Annotated in this window: 18 protein-coding genes; 4 read left to right on the top strand and 14 right to left on the bottom strand. The window is 47.5% G+C overall.

All coding sequences use genetic code 11. From position 1 onward, the window contains the following. Window positions 1-154: 154 nt before the first annotated feature. The 3 genes from MKY44_RS02635 to MKY44_RS02625 form a co-directional block, all read right to left on the bottom strand. Window positions 155-781, bottom strand: coding sequence for a nitroreductase family protein (locus MKY44_RS02635; protein WP_076215923.1), 627 nt, complete (start codon window positions 779-781; stop codon window positions 155-157). 65 nt (window positions 782-846) lie between these two features. Beyond that, window positions 847-1,029: a hypothetical protein gene (locus tag MKY44_RS02630; protein WP_341005936.1), complete on the bottom strand. Its 183-nt coding sequence runs from the start codon at window positions 1,027-1,029 to the stop codon at window positions 847-849. Between the two features lie 15 nt (window positions 1,030-1,044). Further along, window positions 1,045-1,509, bottom strand: coding sequence for an RrF2 family transcriptional regulator (locus MKY44_RS02625; protein WP_341005935.1), 465 nt, complete (start codon window positions 1,507-1,509; stop codon window positions 1,045-1,047). 430 nt (window positions 1,510-1,939) lie between these two features. Between MKY44_RS02625 and MKY44_RS02620 the strand changes: the two genes are divergently transcribed. Together MKY44_RS02620 and MKY44_RS02615 are read left to right on the top strand one after the other, a co-directional pair. Continuing rightward, window positions 1,940-2,671 (top strand): MBL fold metallo-hydrolase, encoded by a 732-nt coding sequence (locus tag MKY44_RS02620; protein WP_341005934.1) that lies wholly within the window; start codon window positions 1,940-1,942, stop codon window positions 2,669-2,671. Next, entirely contained in the window at window positions 2,668-3,240 is a 573-nt protein-coding gene (locus tag MKY44_RS02615) for a TetR/AcrR family transcriptional regulator (RefSeq protein ID WP_341005933.1), read from the top strand. Before MKY44_RS02620 ends, MKY44_RS02615 begins: the two co-directional genes overlap by 4 nt. A 1,171-nt stretch (window positions 3,241-4,411) precedes the next feature. Here the strand turns inward: MKY44_RS02615 and MKY44_RS02610 are convergent. Genes MKY44_RS02610 through MKY44_RS02600 form a run of 3 tightly spaced genes read right to left on the bottom strand, consistent with a single transcriptional unit; the run spans window position 4,412 to window position 8,179 of the window. Continuing rightward, on the bottom strand, window positions 4,412-5,542 hold the full coding sequence (locus tag MKY44_RS02610) for a hypothetical protein (protein ID WP_341005932.1): 1,131 nt from the start codon (window positions 5,540-5,542) through the stop codon (window positions 4,412-4,414). A gap of 53 nt (window positions 5,543-5,595) precedes the next feature. After that, window positions 5,596-7,044 carry a glycosyltransferase family 2 protein gene (locus MKY44_RS02605; protein WP_341005931.1) on the bottom strand — a complete coding sequence of 483 codons (1,449 nt, stop codon included), beginning with the start codon at window positions 7,042-7,044 and terminating at the stop codon, window positions 5,596-5,598. Then, window positions 7,034-8,179, bottom strand: a complete 1,146-nt coding sequence (locus MKY44_RS02600; RefSeq protein WP_341005930.1) for a HEAT repeat domain-containing protein — start codon at window positions 8,177-8,179, stop codon at window positions 7,034-7,036. Before MKY44_RS02600 ends, MKY44_RS02605 begins: the two co-directional genes overlap by 11 nt. 217 nt (window positions 8,180-8,396) lie before the next feature. Between MKY44_RS02600 and MKY44_RS02595 the strand changes: the two genes are divergently transcribed. Beyond that, the gene (locus tag MKY44_RS02595; RefSeq protein ID WP_179088578.1) at window positions 8,397-8,882 is read left to right on the top strand and encodes a CcdC family protein; all 486 of its coding nucleotides are present in this window, start codon (window positions 8,397-8,399) and stop codon (window positions 8,880-8,882) included. Window positions 8,883-9,002: 120 nt separating this feature from the next. Here MKY44_RS02595 and MKY44_RS02590 read toward each other — a convergent pair whose 3' ends face one another. The 4 genes from MKY44_RS02590 to MKY44_RS02575 form a co-directional block, all read right to left on the bottom strand. Beyond that, complete coding sequence (locus tag MKY44_RS02590; RefSeq protein WP_341005929.1) at window positions 9,003-10,016, bottom strand: NADP-dependent oxidoreductase; 1,014 nt, start codon at window positions 10,014-10,016, stop codon at window positions 9,003-9,005. Window positions 10,017-10,190: 174 nt separating this feature from the next. Then, window positions 10,191-10,937, bottom strand: a complete 747-nt coding sequence (map, locus tag MKY44_RS02585) for a type I methionyl aminopeptidase (RefSeq protein WP_341005928.1) — start codon at window positions 10,935-10,937, stop codon at window positions 10,191-10,193. 634 nt (window positions 10,938-11,571) lie between these two features. After that, complete coding sequence (locus MKY44_RS02580) at window positions 11,572-12,393, bottom strand: serine/threonine protein kinase (protein ID WP_341005927.1); 822 nt, start codon at window positions 12,391-12,393, stop codon at window positions 11,572-11,574. Window positions 12,394-12,528: 135 nt separating this feature from the next. After that, window positions 12,529-13,215, bottom strand: a complete 687-nt coding sequence (locus MKY44_RS02575; protein ID WP_074093267.1) for a hypothetical protein — start codon at window positions 13,213-13,215, stop codon at window positions 12,529-12,531. A gap of 544 nt (window positions 13,216-13,759) precedes the next feature. Between MKY44_RS02575 and MKY44_RS02570 the strand changes: the two genes are divergently transcribed. Beyond that, the gene (locus tag MKY44_RS02570) at window positions 13,760-14,713 is read left to right on the top strand and encodes an L-lactate dehydrogenase (RefSeq protein WP_036607494.1); all 954 of its coding nucleotides are present in this window, start codon (window positions 13,760-13,762) and stop codon (window positions 14,711-14,713) included. Between the two features lie 163 nt (window positions 14,714-14,876). Here MKY44_RS02570 and MKY44_RS02565 read toward each other — a convergent pair whose 3' ends face one another. The 4 genes from MKY44_RS02565 to MKY44_RS02550 all read right to left on the bottom strand — a co-directional run bounded on the left by MKY44_RS02565 (window position 14,877) and on the right by MKY44_RS02550 (window position 20,590). After that, entirely contained in the window at window positions 14,877-17,585 is a 2,709-nt protein-coding gene (locus tag MKY44_RS02565; protein ID WP_341005926.1) for a PAS domain S-box protein, read from the bottom strand. Window positions 17,586-18,226: 641 nt separating this feature from the next. Beyond that, on the bottom strand, window positions 18,227-18,961 hold the full coding sequence (locus MKY44_RS02560) for an ABC transporter permease (RefSeq protein WP_341005925.1): 735 nt from the start codon (window positions 18,959-18,961) through the stop codon (window positions 18,227-18,229). Window position 18,962: 1 nt separating this feature from the next. After that, window positions 18,963-19,679 (bottom strand): ABC transporter permease, encoded by a 717-nt coding sequence (locus MKY44_RS02555; protein ID WP_341005924.1) that lies wholly within the window; start codon window positions 19,677-19,679, stop codon window positions 18,963-18,965. Further along, window positions 19,676-20,590, bottom strand: coding sequence for an ABC transporter ATP-binding protein (locus MKY44_RS02550; protein WP_036607503.1), 915 nt, complete (start codon window positions 20,588-20,590; stop codon window positions 19,676-19,678). The genes MKY44_RS02555 and MKY44_RS02550 overlap by 4 nt, the downstream gene beginning before the upstream one ends. Between the last annotated feature and the right edge of the window lie 23 nt (window positions 20,591-20,613).

Genomic DNA, 20,613 nt, shown 5'->3' with positions numbered 1-20,613 from the left:
AGAACTCACTTGAGTGGTTAATCCGTCCCAATGAATGGCCTTTTCCGCACAAACTCCAATATGCCAAACGGCCGCACCTTCCCTCATCAGGAAAGTGCGGCCGTTTGTATTATACCTATATCACTGATGCAATCATCAGATTTAACTTTCTAACTTAGAAAGAACCTTTAACAACAACTTCAGACAACGGCAAACGTCCTGACGGGCGAGCTGGCTGTGCAGCTTTACCTACAGTAATCAACAACGTTGGCACAAATCGTGCAGGAATGTTAAATGTTTCGATCAGTTTTTGTGGATTATATCCACCGATTGGACATGTATCGTAACCCAGGGAGCGTGCAGCAAGCATAATATTTTGGGAAGCAAAAGATGCATTGCGGATCGCTTCATCGCGAGCGATTTGCGGGCTTTGGTAAGCACCGTTGATCTGTCCAACCAATGCGTCACGAACCTCAGCAGTCAGTGCGCCTGCTTCAACAGCTTGATCGTAGATTACGGTGTTACGGTTTGCTTCCAAATCTCCGAGAACAGCAATCGTAACCGAACTTTCCACGATCTGACTTTGACCGTAAGCAACTGGCAGCAATTTCGCTTTGTCTGCTTCGGATTCAATTACGAGGAATCTCCAGTGTTGCAGGTTCCATGAAGATGGTGCTTCCGCAGCTGCTGTCAGAATCGCATTGAGATCAGCTTCAGGCAATTCAAACCCTTTTTCGTACTTTTTGACAGCATGGCGTTCGCTAATAACGCGAAGTGTTTCATTTTTTTCAATGCCTGACATGTGTTCCACTCCCCAGAATCTAATTTGTTTATACTTCTTTTACTTTCGCAAGGTGATCTCGAAGTTTACTCTACCAGGGATTTTCCTTCCGAAAATAACATCAGCGCAGACGATTTCTCCTCATCTGTGTTCAGGTTATGCCCGGAATCGCTTGAGAACATCAATGGATCTTTCACCGGAGCATACGCCCATGCCGTAACTTGTCCACCATGCCTGACTAAACCAAGACCATATTCATGGAGGACCATTCGTTGTGGACTCCGTCAGGACTTCTCCTTTGCAGATAATCCCTTCAGCGATAAGTTCAACGTTTCCCCATGACCTATGCGTTCTTTCACATCCTGAATGGATATACGATCAAAATAAGCGCTGAGCGCCTCTTCGCCACCATTATAAATGTTCCCCATCACATCCTGCATATTGGAAGATACCACGCACGATGAACCGGACTCCCCTGAGCACCAGCTGGGACCGAGTGAACCACCAGCTACCAGTCTGTACAATTCTCCCAGCTTGATCTCTTCACTTGGACGGCTAAGCATGTACCCACCATGAGCACCTTCCTTGGTCGTCAGGTAACCATGCTTGCGCAGAACACTAAGTACCTTACGGACTCTGGCCGGGTGTGTACCCACACTCTGGGACAAATCTTCACTATTGGCCATACACTCATCTCTCATCGACAGAAAAACAAGACAATGCACCGCTATGGTAAATTCGCTGTTCATAACTTACTCCTTCCCGGCTTACAACACCGATGAACTCCAACCCAAGGTAAGTATAACTGTCATTATATGAATAACAGTTATGTTTGTCAACTTTCGTCCAGGATGGAGATCAAACGTGATTTTTCCTGTTATACCAATACTTACAGCTCATCAACACAATTAAGCTAGGATTAACACCCGTCTTCATTTTAATCCAAAAAAGAACAAAAAAGTGAGCCTTTCGCTACGCGAAGGGCTCCAATAAGATAGACATATGAAAGGGCTTACGTGATTATTATAATCGGTAATCTTCAATTTGAAAACGCTTTTTTTGTAAAGTGCATCATTATTTAAAATTTTTTTTATTCGAATAAAATGAACAACAGGTATTGCTAAAACTAATCCTATTAGTTATTATACTAATACCATTAGTTTTAAGGAGGGTTTAACGATGCGTATTACCCGAGAATTTGATGTCGTTCAAGTTACGTTTTTTCCAAGACTCTTCCCTGTGAACGTATACCTGGTTGAAGAGGAAGATGGATTAACCCTGATTGATGCCGGAATACCGGTCAGTCTTAAGGGGATTTTGGCAACTGCCCAGTCCCTTGGGAAACCCATTACCAAGATCATTCTGACTCACGCGCATAGCGACCATATTGGTGCATTGGATCGTCTCAAAGAGGCACTGCCCCAATCCGAGGTCTTCATCTCGAGACGGGATGCCCGGCTATTGGCGGGTGATACTTCCCTTCTTCCCGGTGAGCCACAAACCCCGGTACGCGGCGGCGTGCCTAAGCCCAAAGCGGTGCGCACCCAGCCAAACCACTTGCTGGATGACGGTGACCAGATTGGTTCACTGGTCGCCGTTGCCTCACCAGGACATACGCCGGGGCATATGTCCTTCATGGATACGCGCAGCCGCGTGCTCATCGCTGGCGACGCGTACCAGCTGCAAGGCGGCCTTGCCGTATCCGGCCGCATGCGCCCGCTCTTCCCGTTCCCCGCGCTGGCGACGTGGAACCGCGAAGCGGCCCTTGCCAGCGCGAAGCGCCTGGCGGAGCTGGAACCGTCCGTGCTGGCTGTAGGCCACGGACGGATGCTGCGCCAGCCCGCGGCCGCCATGCGCGCGGCAACCGCTGATGCACAGCAGCGGTTTGATCTTGCCGGGGGGCAACTATGAGCCCCCGGCAAGGGCTGGATCGCGGCGCTCTGCTCAGCGCCGCCGCCCAGCTTGCTGACAGCGACGGCTTTCAGGCGCTGACACTCGCCGCGTTGGCACAGCGGCTGGATGTGCGCTCACCGTCGCTCTACAACCACATCAGCGGGCTTCCCGGGCTTCGCCAGGAAATGGCGCTGATGTCCGTGCAACAGCTTAGCCACGCATTAACCGCGGCTATCGCTGACCGCACTGGCGATGATGCCATTCAGGCCATCGCTGCGGCATACATTGGCTTCGTCCGCGAGCATCCCGGGCTGTACGAAGCCTCATTTCATGCCCCGGATCGCGAGGAGCCCCAGCTCGCCGCGGCCAGCACAGCTACGCTGGAGTTGCTGCTGCACAGCTTGCAGCCCTACCCGCTCACCGAAGCGGAAGCATTGCACGCCGTTCGTGGTTTGCGCAGCCTCTGCCATGGATTTGCCTCCATTGAGGCACAGGGCGGCTTCGGCATGAACTTTGATCCGGACGAAAGTCTGCGTCTGACCGTATCCGCATTCCTGCACGGACTCCGGCATCTTCAAGAAAATTAGTACGCACGCATTGCATCATGAAACAGGACTGCAGATCCGCTGCAGTCCTTTTTTACGTTGTCGTGTACTGGGTACATCCCATAGATAGATTTTGACAGTAATAATGTTATAGTTGCGCCGATGACTTTTAACACATTAACATCCACTTTGAATTCATCTTTCGTCGGCTTGTCTTCTTTATAATTTCTTTCTTTACAATTTCATTTAATATAGAAGAAAAGAGCGCCTCGGTTGCGTGATGCCATGATCGGTGCCCTCTGACCATAATCTAACGAACCGAGGACACGCTATAACGGCAATTAGAGCGAATAACAACAACTAACGAACTCCACACGTCCTATTTCGCAGAAAACTGGCTGCGGGACAGGAATAACGAGTATATTCCGTCATTTAACGTGTCTGTGATTCGTTACATTTACCACCGTACCAAATTAGGCCCAATAAGATGTGCTGAGTTCGTTAGAATGTGCTACGTACGGTGCTTCAGATCACGATGCCATAGACACTCGTCCACTCATCATATTGGCGCATAAGTCCAGACACACATTGTGTTATGGTCTCTAAATACGGAGTGTTCATGCTCCAAATTGTATTGATCATGCGGATGCGGGTACATGACTAGACAAGGATCTTACCTTGCTCGTAATGCACATGGTAGTACATGTTTTATTACTATTCATGTATAGATCACGCTATAGTCCAGTCCACACATTGGGACGATTCTAGATACGGAGCTTACCTTGCTCGTAATGCACATAGTGGTACATGTTTGATCACGCTACAGTTCAGTGCACACATTGTTGCGATTCTAGATACGAAGCTTACTCTGGTCGTGATACACACTTTAGTACTTGTTTTAATACGTGTCCTAATACGAATCATTTAATATGATTACACTACATGTACGCCCCAGTGGGATAATTCTTGTTTCGGATCTAGCTACAACTCCCATTGTTCATGGTGGTAAGATTCTGGAACGTATTCGATCTCCCCAGTCCCAGTCCCATTTCACTTGGCCATCCGATGCTTACTTGATACGCCCTGTCTCTCAACCACACTTTTGCCACTCACAACGACGCACTTATCTAATATGTACATCTCCCGTTCCTCTCGCAAGGTGGAATGGACTTTGGCTTCCCTCTTTCCATCGAAACGGTTCTCGATAGCCTATCTATGGCCATTGCTGCCTTCCATCCTGCACTTCATTCAGAATATGCTTCATCACTGGCACGTACACCTTCCAGTAGAACATGTCCGGAATATCTTTCTGATCTGGCGTAAGCTTGGACCTGACGACCTCCCATCCCCGGATTCGGCGCCAGAAGGAATAATGCTTCATCTCTCCAAAGGACCCTGCCATGTAATACGACCGATTATAGTCGTCATATCGGACAAGTGCAGCAAATTCCGCCGGAATTCCTGCATCCACCAGCTTCTGCTCGCCTGTCTCCGTCAGGTCCGTCTTATACCAGGCCAGTATGGAATTCTTCTGTTGCGGCACAATGATATCGAACCAGCCATTGTAATGTATATCCTGGGTTATACCGCTCCAATCGCTGCCTTCCGGTGTAAATGCAATCTGTATATTGCCTGTCTTCACATCCGGGCCTTTCTCCAGTACCATGACCTGTCCATCCATATGGATCAGCAGCATACCCGCTCCGTGATAAGACCATTTCTTCTTCTCCTGCTGCTCATAGTGCGCCCTAACCCAGCGGGGTACTTCATCTATACTTTGCAGATTAGATACCGATTTCCCTTGCCATCCACTGCTGTTCACTCCCAAAATGGGATACAGTTGCTCCTTGGTCATCTTCGAAGCCGTATTTGCCAATGCACTGTATTCGGCGACAATCGTTACCCCTTTATACGCAGCCTCGCGGATCTTTTGCACATCATATATCGTTAATCCTTCATAGATACCACCTTGTTTCCCTTCACTCTTCTGTGCAGACAGACTACTGCGATTTGCCGTCAGATAGATCAGATCCGTATCTGTCACCTCATCAGGCAGCAGTTGTTTCATCCGGGGAGGCCCGTTCTGAAGATCATAGCCGTAATAATCCTCTTCATACGAGTAGTATTCCCCTGTGTGCTGTACAATCTTCTGTTGATTCAAAAGCCAGACCAACCCCTTGTGCCCCTGATAGGACAAGTCCGGTCTGCTCTTGTCAATAATCATGATGTTCAGGGGAACCGGGGCCTGAGATTGCCACATAATCCAGGGGACAACCAGCACCACCGATACCACTGTAAAACAAGCCAACGTCCACATCGTGGCTGGCCTGTAACTTTTTTTCATGAAGCGTATTCCTCCTTGCTCTGTTCCAAGGTGTTACCAGGATTACCGTTAGATTACCCCAATCCATTCCTGATCTCCTTCTCCTTCTCCTTTTCCTTTCTCAATCCCACAGCCTGCAAAATGCCAAACATACGGAATATATTGTTCAGCGGTCTGAACCAGAACGTCTCCGAACAAGCATACAATAACAGACGCGTCACCTCTCTGGACGTGTACGCTTTGCGTGAACACCATACTTCGAACATTACCATACCTGCGGACAACAGTGAACCATAGAGCGTCAGCAGCAGAGCGAGAATGATGCATAGGTTGATATCCACCAACTGTAGCCCTATGCCTGAGATGAACAGCAAAATCGCTCCCAGTTCCATCACAGGTCCCAGCAATTCGATCAGAATAAAATACGGGATGGATACCATCCCCATCCAGCCATAGGCTGGATTAAGAATCATGCTCCGTTGGGCCCATAGACTGCTCGCAAGCTGCATATACCAGCGGGTACGCTGTGTGCGCAGCTGACGCCATGTACCGGGTACTTCTACCCTGCAGATCGGATCGGGAATATATATAATACGACCACGTTCCCGAGTTCGCTTCATATGTTTCTGCAACCGCATCACCAGTTCCATGTGAGCAACCTGGTCATTGCGCTTGTACCCACCAACTTCCATCACCCGGTTCTTTTTGAATACACCGAATACTTGGGCCGTAAATAAAAGCACATTAATATTGTAACGAACAAGTCCCACACCACCAATTAAAAAAGCACGCACGTATTCAATGGTCTGCATTACATACAACGTACTGCCCATAAGTCGTGTGCTATTATCCGTTAAATCTGTATGATTCGTATTTCTGGGGGGTATGAGATCTACTCGTCCACTACAAGCAACGACCTCTTCTCCTGGGAGAGCATCCATAACGGGTTTCATAATCTTCACCAATGCATCCCGTTCCAGAACTGTCCAGGGTCCAACAGAGGCGATATAAGGATATTGCGAGATATTCAGGCCTGCATTCAGGGAGTCCATTCGTCCTCCATACGCCTTGTCGATTACAATCAGACGATGATGCAGCCTGGATTGGTAGACACATTTAATCTGAGCCGTCTCCTGGCCGAGTCCCGAATAATGAACTTTACTCCGAATAGGCATCAGATCATAGGTTTCTATTAACTGTGGCATTGTTCCATCCTCTGATCCATCATTAATAATAATAACTTCATAGCGTGAATACTGAATATCCAGCAGACAATTAATTCGCTGTACGATCGTATTCTCACTATTACGCATCGGGACAAGCAGGGATACCGCCGGAGCCAATTCTTCATCCAACATCTCGTGATATTGCAGCGGGTCCAGATCCCTTCTCGGGATCAATGTGCGAGCGGCAGCAACTACCAGAACACTGCACGTCAAAATCGCAAGCACCAGATAGATAAATATCCCCTCGTAACATGCCAAAACAAAACTCCGCAGCATCTCAATCCATCTATCGTCCATACTGCATCCTTTCCAGCGTTTCTTTCGCTATCTGCCTTGCATATCTATCCGGATGGTTTACAGCCGTTTCCCGGAGTTCTTCAAGTCCCTGCTCGTACCGGGCAAGGGAGTTCGCCGCTTCCTGTCTGATCTGAAAAGAAGGATCACCCATCATTACCTTCAGTCTAGGAATAAAAGCATCCGCATGAACAGTGCCCATAAGCCGGGTCACTGTTAGTCTTTCAGAGCGTTGCCTTTCCTCGCCAGATTCGTTCCATACCAGCAATAGCCTCTTCAGCAAATCTTCACGCCCTCTGCCCACTTGAGCCAATGCCTGATAAGCGTAGGTACGCAGCAATGCATCCTCTCCAAGAATAAGCTTCTCCAGTAGAACAACGGCACCCTCCGTCTGGTCATCCCGAATACGAATGGCATGGACGATATTAGACTGGACCTGGTAAGGTACATCCTTCAAATGATCCTTCAAACGAGTCCAGGATGAATCGGTAAGCAACAGCAGAATCTGCAGATACTGCGAATCGGACCATACATATTGCTCACGCAACAATTCCTTCACGATTCTGAAATAACCGGTTCTGGCATATATGCGCAATATGATGAAGCGTTCAAGCGGCGTACAGGAAGTAACCCGCAGCATATCCTCTAACCTGGGCAGAAGCTCTATCATATGAAACTGTTCAATATATAACAACGTGTTGACCCGTTCACTCCACTTTCCCGTCTTCAGAACCAATCGGTATGAGCTTCCAAAGACTTGCCAAGATAACAGACGAATTCGCAAAATCTCATGCTCTGCGGGACCTTGAGCGAGCCGTTGCAATAACAATTGCTGCAAAACGATCTGTTGATCTCCACTCATATTCAATAAGTCTACTTTTACTTCTCCTTGACCCAGATACCGCTGCAGCACCGAATCTTCAGAAATTAATTCCTGCATCAGTACCGTCTTAACCTTTTCCCTGCGCCTACTGCTATATTTCATCCATAAGATGTAACCGTAGATAACCAGCAAAAAAGCCAGTACACTTGCACATACAAGGCTGACCACATGTACTAACCAATCTGTATTACTCACAAGCCACCCTCTATGATGTGAGCCGATAAGCTTGAAATACATCCATTGTTGTCCAATCATTGCATGATTTCCCCTTAATCGAATAAACGGCCTTACAACGGGCACAATAATACAAAATTTTCAAATACACCCTGTGAATACATATCGGGTATATGATACACTAAGCTTTCTATCGGCTTTCTACGTTTGTGATATAATAGGAACTGAAAATTCCGGCAATTCGTACTGGGTTCCGGATCTCCGGATAACATATTATTCCAGAAAGAGGGAGTTCTACGTGGCTCAAATCAGTCCGTACTACCTGCAAATCGGAGCAACCGTGGGCATGCTCGTCATGGCACTGCTTGCCATCTTCATCCGCATGAAAGCCAGTCATAGACCGGTGACCATTCGCAAAATCCTTATTCCTCCGCTCGGTATGAGCACAGGATTTCTCATGTTTGTTGTACCGGCAACACATGTTCCTCTACTCTGGGCATTCATTGCGTTTCTGGTGGGCTGGTTCCTCTTCTCCTATCCCCTCATTCGCAGTACACGGTTTGAACGAGTAGGTGAAGAAATTTTTGCCACACGTTCTCGCAGCTTTGCTTTTATCTTGCTTGGATTGCTGGCCGTACGCCTGATCCTGCATGAAGTCATTCAGCGATATGTAAGTATTCCGCAAACAGGCGGATTGTTCTTCCTGCTGGCTTTTGGCATGATTGTACGCTGGCGTGTATATATGTACAAACACTACAAAGAAGTGCTGGTCGCCGAACACTAGTCACCCTACATAGACCACGCACAGATTTACAGATAAAAAAGACACGTTCTGCTGCACCCTCGGTGTGCAGAACGTGTCTTTTCATTTTCAACCTAATTGTACATGTAAACCATTCAATATCTATTCAGGATCTGCAACCTTAACCAGTTGCTTGCCCAGATTATCTCCCGAGAAAAGACCCATGAATGCTTCCGGGGTCTGTTCGAACCCTTCCACAATGTTTTCTTCATACTGGATATGACCTTCCTTGATCCATTTCGCCAACTTGGCGCGGCCTTCTTTGAAGGATTTCGTATAGTCACCCAGCAGGAAACCTTTCATTAATGCTGTATTGGTTAGCAGCAATGTCTGTGGTCGCATCCCGATATCCGGTTTCTCCAGATTATAGGACGAGATCTGACCGCATAACGGAATACGTGCATTCCGATTGATGTGGCGCAAGACTGCATCCGAGATGTCACCGCCCACATTGTCAAAGTAGACATCTACACCATCCGGGCAAGCCCGTTCAATGGCCGCTGACATATCCTGCTCCTTCTTGTAGTTCAACACCACGTCGAAGCCCAGCTTTTCTTTCAAATAAGCGCATTTCTCATCAGAGCCTGCAATACCAACCACGCGTGCTCCCACAATTTTACCAATCTGACCTGCAATCATGCCTACCGCTCCGGCTGCTCCCGATACAACGACTGTTTCGCCGTCCTTCGGTTTGCCGATGTCCTCCATACCAAAATAAGCCGTCAGACCCGTCAGGCCCAGCGCACCGAGGTAAGCCGTGATTGGTGCTTCTTCAGTATCAATTAGCGAAAGATCGGCCGTGTTCACTGCGGCATATTGCTGCCAGCCCCACATGCCGGATACGAGGTCACCTTTGCGCAGATTCGGTTCCGAAGATTCCACAACCTGTCCAATGGCTCCACCCTTGATCACTTCATTTAACGCGTACGGTGCAGCATAGGATTTTGTATCTTTCATGCGGCCCCGCATGTATGGATCAACCGACAAATATAATGTACGTACCAGGACTTGCCCAGCTTCCGGTTCAGGAAGAGGTGCATCAATGAAGTTGAAATTCTCTCTGGAAGGGGCACCTTCGGGACGAGAAGCAAGTACGATCTGTTTATTTAAAGACACCAAAATTACCTCCTTGTTGCCAAGTGGACGCAAGGTTAACCCTTGTCAGCTGAGATCACTTACCACTGGCTCTGTGTTATCACTTCTTAATAGTTTAAACCGAAACAGGCGGTTCACAAACGTGGGCCGCCTTGAAATATGCAAATATCGTCACATTGTAGCTGCTTTTGGCTATTATTGTGCTGTCAAAATCACTGGACCATCCGCCGTAATTGCAATCGTATGTTCATACTGGGCAGACAGACTTCCATCCATAGTACGAGCAGTCCATCCATCTGAATCCAGCTTACTTCGGAACGTACCAATATTCAGCATCGGTTCGATCGTAATAACCATGCCTTCCTTGAGACGTGGACCCCGATGAGGCGGACCGTAGTGAGGCACTTGTGGTTCCTCATGCATCTTCTCACCGATGCCGTGTCCGATAAACTCACGCACAACCGATAGGCCTTCACCTTCTGCATACACTTGAATCGCATTGGAGATATCTCCGATCCGGTTGCCCACCACGGCAAGTTCAATGCCTTTGTACAGAGAGTTTTTGGTTACATCCAGCAGATGTTGTGCTTCCGGAGTCACTTCACCTACGGCATATGACCAAGCCGAATCCGCCAGCCAGCCATTCAGATTAACGACCATGTCGATTGTAACGATATCGCCGTCTTTCAATGCATATTTTCCCGGAAACCCGTGACAGATCACATCATTAACCGACGCACATGTCGCATATTGGTACCCGTTATATCCCTTTTGTTCCGGTGTAGCGCCATTTTTCTTCATAAAAGCTTCTGCAAACTGGTCGATCTCCTGTGTTGTAACGCCTGGACGAATCATCTTTGCAATTTCTCTATGGCATGCGGCGAGAATTTCTCCGGCTTTTTTCATATATTCAATCTGTTCTTTGGTCTTCAATGTAATCATAACAACTACTCCTGTCCGTTAAAATCTTATCCTGTCCTCTATTGTAACGCTAAACGCTCAAAATAAAAAATTCCGTGCAATCAGCAACATCCTATTATACGCCAAGCTCCTGTCCAATGAACACAATTATCCATGAAAAAATCGAAACCCCTTCTGATCTAGCCACGTATATGCTTAAAACAGTTGAAGTCGAAAGGGTGAAAGCTCATGTTCAAAAAGATTATCGGCAAACTTATCGATTCCAAATCTTCATCTCACCGCAAACGTTACAGCTCCTCAGACAGGCGCTCATATAAACGTCACAGCAGTTCCTCAGGCAAGCGTTCCTACAAGCGCTATTCTTCTTCGGATGTGAAATACCGGGATAGCCGTAGTGGCTCCGGGTATTACAAAAGCAGAAAATATAGCTCCAGCTAAGCGGCTTACACGACTGCTTTTAAAGAGCAATGATCACACCAGCTTATTAGACGCTACAATAATTGAATATGTAATAAAGGGGTGTTCGCTAGCCATACACACGGCTAACAGAACACCCCTTTATTTGTTTCTTTATAGCGAAAAGGAAAAAGACCCCTACAGAGATCATACGAAGAGGTCACGGATAACAAATATAGGTCCACCTACAGAGCTTATTTCATTGTAATTTCAGCAACACATTCCCAATCTCCGCCTGTAACTCTGTCGCCCCACCCTCATAACCTGGACGGAGTCCAAGGAGTCGCTCCAGCATCTGGTGCAATTCCGGCGTAAGCTTAAGTTCCTCCTGCCAGCTGGCTGGTTCGCGGCCCTTCTCTGGCTCATAAGCCGAATACAGCATAAAGAGAAGAAAGTGGCCGATATCCTGCAAATCATGATCCGGTGTAGCCGGTTCATCTTCAGGCTCAGGGACTTCACGCATACGTCGCTTCAGCTCCGGCAACAACGGCTCCCCCAAGCGTCTCGCCAGGCCAAAGTCAATCAGATGTACCGCCCCTTCACGTAAAATAACATTGGGAATCCGCACATCTCCATGAATATATCCCTGCTCATGCACATGAGCCACCGGAGCCAGCAGTTGACCTGCCAATTCCAGACATTCCCGCTCCGTATATCGAAGACCTTGCTCAAATATGCAATCTTCCAGCGTCTGTCCACGAATATACTCGGTAACGATATAACTTCGTCTCCCGGATGTGAACACATCCAATAGATCAGGGATCGCCGGATGATGCAGACGTCTCATCACGTCCGCCTCCCGCTCCAACAGGTGCGCAGAGAGTCTGCCCTTGCTAGGCTTGGACTCCTTCAACGCCACTTCCCTGCCGTTCTGGTCATCTGTACACAGGTATGTCAGCCCATAGCTCCCCATACCCAGCAATTCCTGTATTGTATAACGCTCAGCAATGGTCGTGCCTTCCCGCCGAGGACGATCCGTCCATAGTCCGAGCAATCTTTGCCAACTTCGTCGCAGCTCCACAGATCCTCCCACGCCAGCTTCCAGATCCACTCAGTCTTTATCTATACTGAGCAGTCCGTTGCCAGTCTTCATGTTGTATGGAGCTTATTATATCAGTCCCATAATGCAAAATCACGATGAGTCAGAGCCTGTCATTCAAGCTTCCTTATGCTTCTTGGGCAGGAACCCAAACAACATACGCAGGGATACTCCTTTGGGTTTGCGTTTTCTTCCCTGGAAACTGCGCAGATTGGTTACGAGTTCACGATCTCGCTCCTCTTCCAGCTTCTCGTTCATCCATAGACGCTGTTTTTCCATCTGTTCCTGAAGAGCCATATGTGTATCAGCCAGATGCTGAAGGGTCAGCTCCAGTTCATCGACTCGCTGTTGCAGCAGCTGTACCCGATCATCCTGCTGTTGTTCTACAGCACCATAAGTCACCTCACTTACCAGTTGCCCCAGACCTTCATAGGATCTCAGATTACCCATTATTTCAGGTTCTTCAGGGAATACGGATGACATGACTGTCGCTGCACATTCCGTCTCTGACAGACCTTCAATTCCCACCACTGGTACATCTACTTCTACTACAGCTACAGGTACTTCTGGAGCCAATACAGTCACCACAGCATCAGCCAGGGGTAGATTATGCTCTCTGAGTTCAGTCATCAGACGTTCAATGCACTCGATGTCGTCGGACTTGAATAGTCTGGATTTGTTGGCGGACCGTTCGAACCGGTATCCCTGTTCTTCCAGTGCTGCCGCATATTTACGAAGAGTACTGGCACCTATGCCCAGGCTCTTGGCCGTTTCCGTCGTTGCTCCTGCTTCTTCAATCATCATTAATTCCCTCCCGGAATGAAGTCTTTTGGGAATCAATTTCATATAACTTTAGTAAGTTATGAAATTGATTCTTGGATAAAAACATTATGGCTTCAGCGTTCCTTTATGGAACCGTCATCGGATCGGGGCAACCTGTCTCATGGATCAAGTATGCTTATCTTTTGCTTGTCCGTATGTATTCGTCAGCTTCTCGGCAGATCCCTTTGGCGGTTTTGTTCTGTTTCTGCGGATTCCTAAGAAGTTTTGTCAGGTATATGATCCGCACAAATAACCCCAAATCCGACAACGAGCATGAATGCTGTCATGTCGAATGACACAGGTGCAAACGCCGTCAAATCTTATGATTATGAATTATTCATGTCAATTTTGTTAACTCCGTTACTCCAATACGCTCCCGCGATAGCGGATATCATTGCTGCACAGCTTTTCCATGTGTTATCTTATGTAACGTAGAAGTGGATTCCAGCATAAAATAAAGGACTATACTTAACATAGGACGCATTAGTAACGGATAAATTTCAATCTAAATGGGGGCTGAACGGCAGTGTTAGGCAAATCAGGCAAAGTAGCGGTGATTGGGGCGGGTCTTGTCGGTTCGAGTTGTGCGTATTCCATGATTAATCAATCAATTTGCAGGGAAATTATGATGGTGGACCGGACGTATGACCGTGCTGTAGCACAGGCACTGGATTTTTCCCATTGTATGGACTTCACACATAACCGCACCAAGGTATATGCAGGCACGTACGCCGATTGTGGCAATATGGATGTTATTATCTTAACTGCCGGGGCGAATCCCAAGCCAGGACAGACACGGCTGGATATTCTGGAGGAAGCGGAATCGATTGCCAAAGACATCGTGGTCCCGATCATGAACAGTGGATTTAACGGGATTTTTGTCGTCGCTGCCAATCCGGTTGACATAGTAACTTATATGGTATGGAAATTATCCGGCCTCCCGCGCGAACACGTCATCGGTACAGGCACGTCCATTGATTCTTCAAGGCTCAAAACACTACTGTCTGAAGTCTTCTCCATCGATCCACGCAGTGTGCATGGTTATGCTCTCGGGGAGCATGGAGAATCCCAGTTCGTGGCCTGGTCCCATGTGACCATCGGTGGCAAACCGATTATGCACATTATGGATCAGCACAAGGAGCGTTTCAAACATCTGGATCTGGAGGATATCGCACGCAAAACGAAAGATGCAGGCTGGGAGATCTTTACCCGTAAAGGTTCTACCCAATTCGGAATCGGCAATGCCCTCGCGCATATCACCCGTTCCATCCTCAATGACGAACACAAGATCATCGCCGTATCGGCTATCCTGGACGGAGAGTATGAGCAACATAACGTCTGCGTCGGTGTTCCTGCAATCATCGGTGGCAATGGTATTCAAGAGATTATCGAATTGAATCTGGATGCAACGGAACGTGAGAAATTCAACAATTCCTGTGAAATCCTATCAGGTAACATCAATCGTCTGACACTGGTATAAGCCATTCGTGTACAACTCCACTTTGTATGCTTCGGCTCAACTTCAAAAGCCTGTCCACGCAAACACGCCAATAACACTCCATCAGTGGAGGATTATTGGCGTGTTTGCGTTTATTATTTTCACAGCCAGATGAATCAATTTCATAATTGATTTGAGTAGTTGTTCAATTGGGTGCAAGTTGAGGTTCGTCCCTTGGCCCCCATTGCTGTAACACCCGCTTCAACTCACTCAGCATAACCGGTTTGCTAATAAAGTCACGCATTCCAATCTCCAGACAAGCTTCCTTATCTTCACGTTTGGCATTGCTTGTAACTGCGATGATTGGAGGTATGCGATCCTGTGGAATTAGGCGGTGTAACAGGTCTGTCGCCTTCAATCCATCCATCACAGGCATATGAATATCCATCAGGACGATATCATAAGCATTCTGAGAGATGGCATCAATTGCCTCCACGCCATTAGTACACACATCTGCCTGGTATCCGAGCTTCTCCAGATATTCTCGCAAAATCTTCCGATTCACCGGATGATCCTCCGCCACCAGAATACGCATGGCGACCTTGTCACTTTGACGTGTGCGATCATGATGGAACTGACTTGCTGTCTGTTCTGCCGAAGCATCTACACTCGCCGCAGGAACAGCAAACCGGAAGGTTGAGCCTTCCCCTTCTATACTCTCGACACTGATACTGCCTCCCATTATCTCCACGAGTCGCTTGGAGATGACCAGTCCCAGTCCGGTACCACCATACTTCCGGTTAATCACCGGATGCAGTTGAGAGAAGGACTGAAACAACTGATCCAGCTTGTCAGCGGGGATGCCAATTCCCGTATCTTGCACTGCAAAATCAAGAACGCTGTCTTCAGGCTTTCTGCCCTTGATAATATCCACGGCAACCTCAATGCTTCCCTGATCTGTGAACTTGAGCGCATTGCCAACCAAGTTCACCAGAATCTGCCGGATACGTATGGCGTCACCGACCATGAACTCAGGGATGCTCGGATTGAGACGATATCTGATCTCCAGATGTTTCTCATCTGCACGCGGTTTAAACAGTTCGGCAACCTGTTCCAACATCTTGCGTAATGCAAATGGTTCATAAGCCAGTGCCATTTTCCCGGATTCCAGCTTACTGAAGTCCAAAATATCATTAAGAATGTTCAGCAGAGCATCGCCGCTGTCTCGAATAATCTCGGCATATTCACGCTGTTCTTCCGATAAATCGGTACCGATCAACAATTCTGTCATCCCCACGATCCCATTCATCGGTGTCCGGATCTCATGGCTAACCATCGACAGAAATTCCGACTTGGCCTGAGCTGCCAGCTCAGCTGTCTCTTTGGCACGTACAATTTCACGTTCGCCAGTCACATCATTAAATACAACCACCGCGCCCTGAATCTGTCCCTGTTCAATAATCGGCGTCACCTGATACTGCACCAGAAAGCTGCTGCCATCTTTACGCCAGAATACATCTTCCTTGATTGAACGTCTCTGTCCATCCAACACGGTCATGTGGATCGGACACTCTTCTTGTGGCAAATGACTTCCGTCTGCACGGGTGTGATGGATGATGGGATGTGAGTTTTTGCCAATGAATTCTTTCGCCTCATAACCGAACATTGAAGCTGCTGCTGGATTCATAAACATGGTGATTCCATCCGCATCCAAACCAAATATTCCTTCTGTAACCGTGTTGAGAATCAGCTCATGCTGCTTGCTGAGCTCCTGAATCCGTTCCGTGTATTCCTTGCGCTCGGTAATATCGGACACGATTCCATAGACGCCCACCATTTCCTTATCCACAATGATGGGCACATTCGTAACAGATACTTCAATTTTCCGACCACTTGAATTAACGACTCGGGTCTCATAATATTGCGGTTCGCCTTGCTTCACCATGTCAAAATAATGTTTGCCATATTGCACTTCGCATTTATCCAGATTGGATAAAAAAGATTGGCCAATAAGCTTATTGCGCGGAATATCCAACATTTGCACCAGTTTGCTGTTCACTGCGCTGTATTTACCTTCCAGATTCAATGAATACACAGCTGCCGGGTTATGTTCGAACAACGATCTGTATCGCTGACGGCTTTCCCGAAGACGTCTTTCCGCATCCTTATGCTGGGTGATATCCCTGCTGATGCTTACAATCTGGACACTCTTGCCACGCTCTCCAGCAACAGGTTTCGCCAATGTCTCCATCCAGATATAATGTCCCTTCTTGTGCAACACACGCATCTTGCAGCCATTGCCGATCTTGGAAAGATCCATAGGGTCCGGATAATCTCCCGGATAACAATAATCCTTGAAGGACTTTCCTATGACTTCCTCCGGCTTATAACCCAGTAAGGTGTACACGGAAGGGGAAACGTATAACAACTCGCCATCCGTAGCACAAGTTGTAATCAGATCTTGTGCATGGTCAGCCAGCACCTGATATTTCTCCTGTGCCTCCTTAAGCTCACGTTGCACTTCCAGGATATCGGTAACATCTTTGGCAATGCCATAGATTCCTACAACTTCTGTTCCCTCCGTTATAGGCACATACGTTATCTCTGCCTGTTTCAGGGAACCATCTTTATGATAAAAAGTAATTGGATTACTGACTGAACGTCCAGCCAGTACCTCTTTAATGTATTGTTTGCGTGAATTTTCACTGTCCGGAGGACAGATCTCACTCTGATTCATACGAATCAAGTCATCCAGTGTATACCCAGATATCCGCTCTACCGAGGGATTAGCATCAATATAATTTCCATGGATGTCCATTACATAAATGGCATCCGGATGGTTAAAAAACAGTGATTGGTAAGAACTTCCCTCAGAAATAATGCGCTTCAGGGTTTCCGTTTTATTAATATCCAAGGCTTACCCCTCTTTTCTCAGCCAATATCTTCATCTAACAGGAGGGATTAATTATCCCTTACAAAAATAGGCCTACCCTCGAATAACCATGTAAGCCTGCCTAGAAACAGCTTTTTTTATTTTACCAGATTCTCGTCTCATTTTGCTTACAATCTATGATTCAATTCACATGATGTGTGAGGTAATACTTGGAATTTTGATTTTACTTAGGAGGTGCCTGTAAAGGCACACAAGTTATACAAGGATCAATGTAAGCCTCTAACAAGCTTGAAGTTCAATTCCAAATCAGCTGATTCTAGCGGATGGCTAAGCGATTTTCTAAAGAACCCAGGACATCTTATTTGGCGTCCAAGTGCCCTTTTTAAATTTTAAAGAACATCAGACACGTTAATCCCCATAATCTCCTGACATAAACGCTGCAAACGGTTGTTTCATTGGATATAACATGTCTCAGGTTCCTTAGATTTCTGAGATCACTTCAAATCCTTGATTAAGACTCCTCAGATTCGTTAGCGAGCTGACCATTCATGATGGGTGGGTCAGACATTAAAAAAATCCTCCTGAAGCATACATACAATAGAGCTTGCATGTTTTGCTTAAAGAGGATTTTTATCTACGATAACCAAGTGTGTACGGATTATTCAAATTTCTTTTTTCGCAAAATATATCATGCCGATTCCAATGAAAATGACAGCACTACCTCCAACAACCGCCAGCATTGTGATCAGTGGTACGTTGTAGGCTCCGAAACCTGCGCCGTCCACGGGTGTCATCAGAATCATCGGTTGTGCCCATGGATAATACGGCCCGTATGTCGCCGAGTTTACAATGAGAATATTCGGTATGGTCAGTGCAAAATTCAGTGCGAGCGGTGCGGCAAAGCTGCTCCACACCAATGAAACGAACATCTGCAGGGCAGCCAGGGGTACACAGGCCAGCAACCCAAGCAGCAGTTTGCTCGCCAAGAATCCCCAAGGTACTGGCATCGTTATGCCGTGAACCATGCCTGCCAGCAGAATGGACATCAGCAACAATACTTGCGTACCCGCCAGAAGCATGAGTACAATCGTCAGCTTACCTGCATATACACCTGAACGTGTGAGTGGCAAAACCAGCATCTGCTTCCACCCTCCACCCGCATGTTCGAAACGGCAGACAAAGGATGTAAACACGCCAGTCAGCATCGGTAACAATAACAATCCGTGCAGGAAAACCATCGTGGTCATCAATACCTGCCAATTCCCCGATGGCGTGGACAACAGTCCGATGAACAGCGCAATGAGTGGACTCAGCAGAATCAGGAGCCATATGGGCGATTTGCCCATTTTCAATCGTTCAGCGGACAAAATTCGGAAGTACGTTGTTGCAAAGCTCATATCAGGCCACATCCTTCCGGCTAAAATGCACCATACCTAGCAACAGGATCAATATCCCAAGACCTGCTCCCATGCCTGCATAGAGGTATGGATTGGGCCCATTCCAGGCCATCTGTGCCCATGCGAGCGGAAAGCTCGGTGAGATACTGAGCGAGAACATACCCGTTATCGCGAGAACGATGCCCAGGGTGACGGGAAGCGCCTGATTCTTGTTAACCATCGTGAGCCATAACTCCAACGACAACACCGGAAGTGCACCAGCCAAAGGCAACAGCCCCAGCTTGATCGCATGTGTCCAAGGGATCTCACTGGCATGGAATCCGAGGATCAGACCCAGACCTACAATTCCTGCGGTTAGCAGCAGGCAGGAGATCACCAGCAGCACACAAGCAAGCAGGAACTTGGCTAAATACACGGCTGGTCTGGGAATGGGCATCGCAAGCAACTGTTTCCACGATCCCTGTTCATGCTCAACATTAGCGATCATGGAGCTGAGAATGGTTGCTCCCAGCATCAGAGACAAGGGCACAAAGACAACCACATTGCCGAGCAATCCGCCCCACAGGTTATCTGCATACTGCTCTTTCAGATAGTCCAGCCGTAAGCCAAAATTAAGCGCCTGCATCGCTGTCAATCCAAGAGGGGCCAGAAAGACAAGAAACCAGATCCCTTTCCCCCGAATCTTGAGCCAGTCTGACGATAATGCACGCCCGGTCATATGGAAGCCCCCTCGCCAATGACCCGCATGAACAGATCTTCCAGCGACTGACGCTGTTCCTCTACACGATACACATCATGATCCTGCTCAATTAATCGGCGCACAAGCAGTGCCACTGAACTGTTATCCATATAAGGGAACGTTAACGCAGCACCTTGTTGATGACCAAATTGTCCCTGTTCTTTTGCCAGCTTCATAGCCTCTTCCGGCTCGGAAACCGTTAACCGGATAGAACTACCCGTCTGACTATGCAGACTTGCGATAGTATCCTGAAGCACCATCTTGCCTTCACGGATAATACCAACACGACTTGCCATCTGTTCGACTTCACTCAGCAAGTGGCTGGAAACCAGAACGGTAATGCCATGTTCCAGAGGCATGCGTTTGATCAGTTCCCGAATCTCCTGAATACCGGCAGGATCAAGCCCATTCGTTGGTTCGTCCAGAATCAGCAGCTCCGGTTCACCCAGCAAAGCGCTGGCAATACCCAGACGCTGCTTCATCCCAAGGGAATAGCCCTTCACTGAACGTTTGGCATCCTTGGTCAGATCTACAATGGACAACACTTCAGCAATTCTTGATTTTGGTACATTGATGATGCGACGCAAAGTTTCCAGATTCTCTACTGCGTTCAGATGTCCGTAATAGGACGGGTATTCGACCAAGGAACCCACACGGCGCAAAATATCCATGCGATCCTTGCGGATATCCTTGTCGAAGACACGAATCACGCCTTTGGTTGGTTTAATCAAGCCGAGAAGCATGCGAATCGTTGTTGTTTTGCCGGCACCGTTGGGACCGAGGAAGCCGTAGATATCTCCCTTTTTAATATGCAGATCAAGTTCACGGACCGCTGCACGGTCCCGGTATGTTTTCCATAGATTAGCCGTTTGAATAATATTTTCACTCACTGTATGATCACCTCAGAACTATC

It is taken from the genome of Paenibacillus sp. FSL R7-0026 (assembly GCF_038004485.1).
In the GTDB taxonomy this organism is placed as follows: Bacteria; Bacillota; Bacilli; order Paenibacillales; family Paenibacillaceae; genus Paenibacillus; species Paenibacillus xylanexedens_A.
This window is presented reverse-complemented; position numbering and strand designations above follow the sequence as displayed.

Excerpts from the sequence above, each read along its gene's own strand:
- MKY44_RS02575 (WP_074093267.1), bottom strand. The coding sequence starts at position 13,215 with ATGATGATTGAAGAAGCAGGAGCAACGACGGAAACGGCCAAGAGCCTG.
- MKY44_RS02615 (WP_341005933.1), top strand. The coding sequence starts at position 2,668 with ATGAGCCCCCGGCAAGGGCTGGATCGCGGCGCTCTGCTCAGCGCCGCC.
- MKY44_RS02635 (WP_076215923.1), bottom strand. The coding sequence starts at position 781 with ATGTCAGGCATTGAAAAAAATGAAACACTTCGCGTTATTAGCGAACGC.
- MKY44_RS02555 (WP_341005924.1), bottom strand. The coding sequence starts at position 19,679 with ATGACCGGGCGTGCATTATCGTCAGACTGGCTCAAGATTCGGGGGAAA.
- MKY44_RS02600 (WP_341005930.1), bottom strand. The coding sequence starts at position 8,179 with ATGATTGGACAACAATGGATGTATTTCAAGCTTATCGGCTCACATCAT.
- MKY44_RS02625 (WP_341005935.1), bottom strand. The coding sequence starts at position 1,509 with ATGAACAGCGAATTTACCATAGCGGTGCATTGTCTTGTTTTTCTGTCG.
- MKY44_RS02605 (WP_341005931.1), bottom strand. The coding sequence starts at position 7,044 with ATGGACGATAGATGGATTGAGATGCTGCGGAGTTTTGTTTTGGCATGT.
- MKY44_RS02630 (WP_341005936.1), bottom strand. The coding sequence starts at position 1,029 with ATGGTCCTCCATGAATATGGTCTTGGTTTAGTCAGGCATGGTGGACAA.
- map (WP_341005928.1), bottom strand. The coding sequence starts at position 10,937 with ATGATTACATTGAAGACCAAAGAACAGATTGAATATATGAAAAAAGCC.
- MKY44_RS02560 (WP_341005925.1), bottom strand. The coding sequence starts at position 18,961 with ATGAGCTTTGCAACAACGTACTTCCGAATTTTGTCCGCTGAACGATTG.
- MKY44_RS02610 (WP_341005932.1), bottom strand. The coding sequence starts at position 5,542 with ATGAAAAAAAGTTACAGGCCAGCCACGATGTGGACGTTGGCTTGTTTT.
- MKY44_RS02620 (WP_341005934.1), top strand. The coding sequence starts at position 1,940 with ATGCGTATTACCCGAGAATTTGATGTCGTTCAAGTTACGTTTTTTCCA.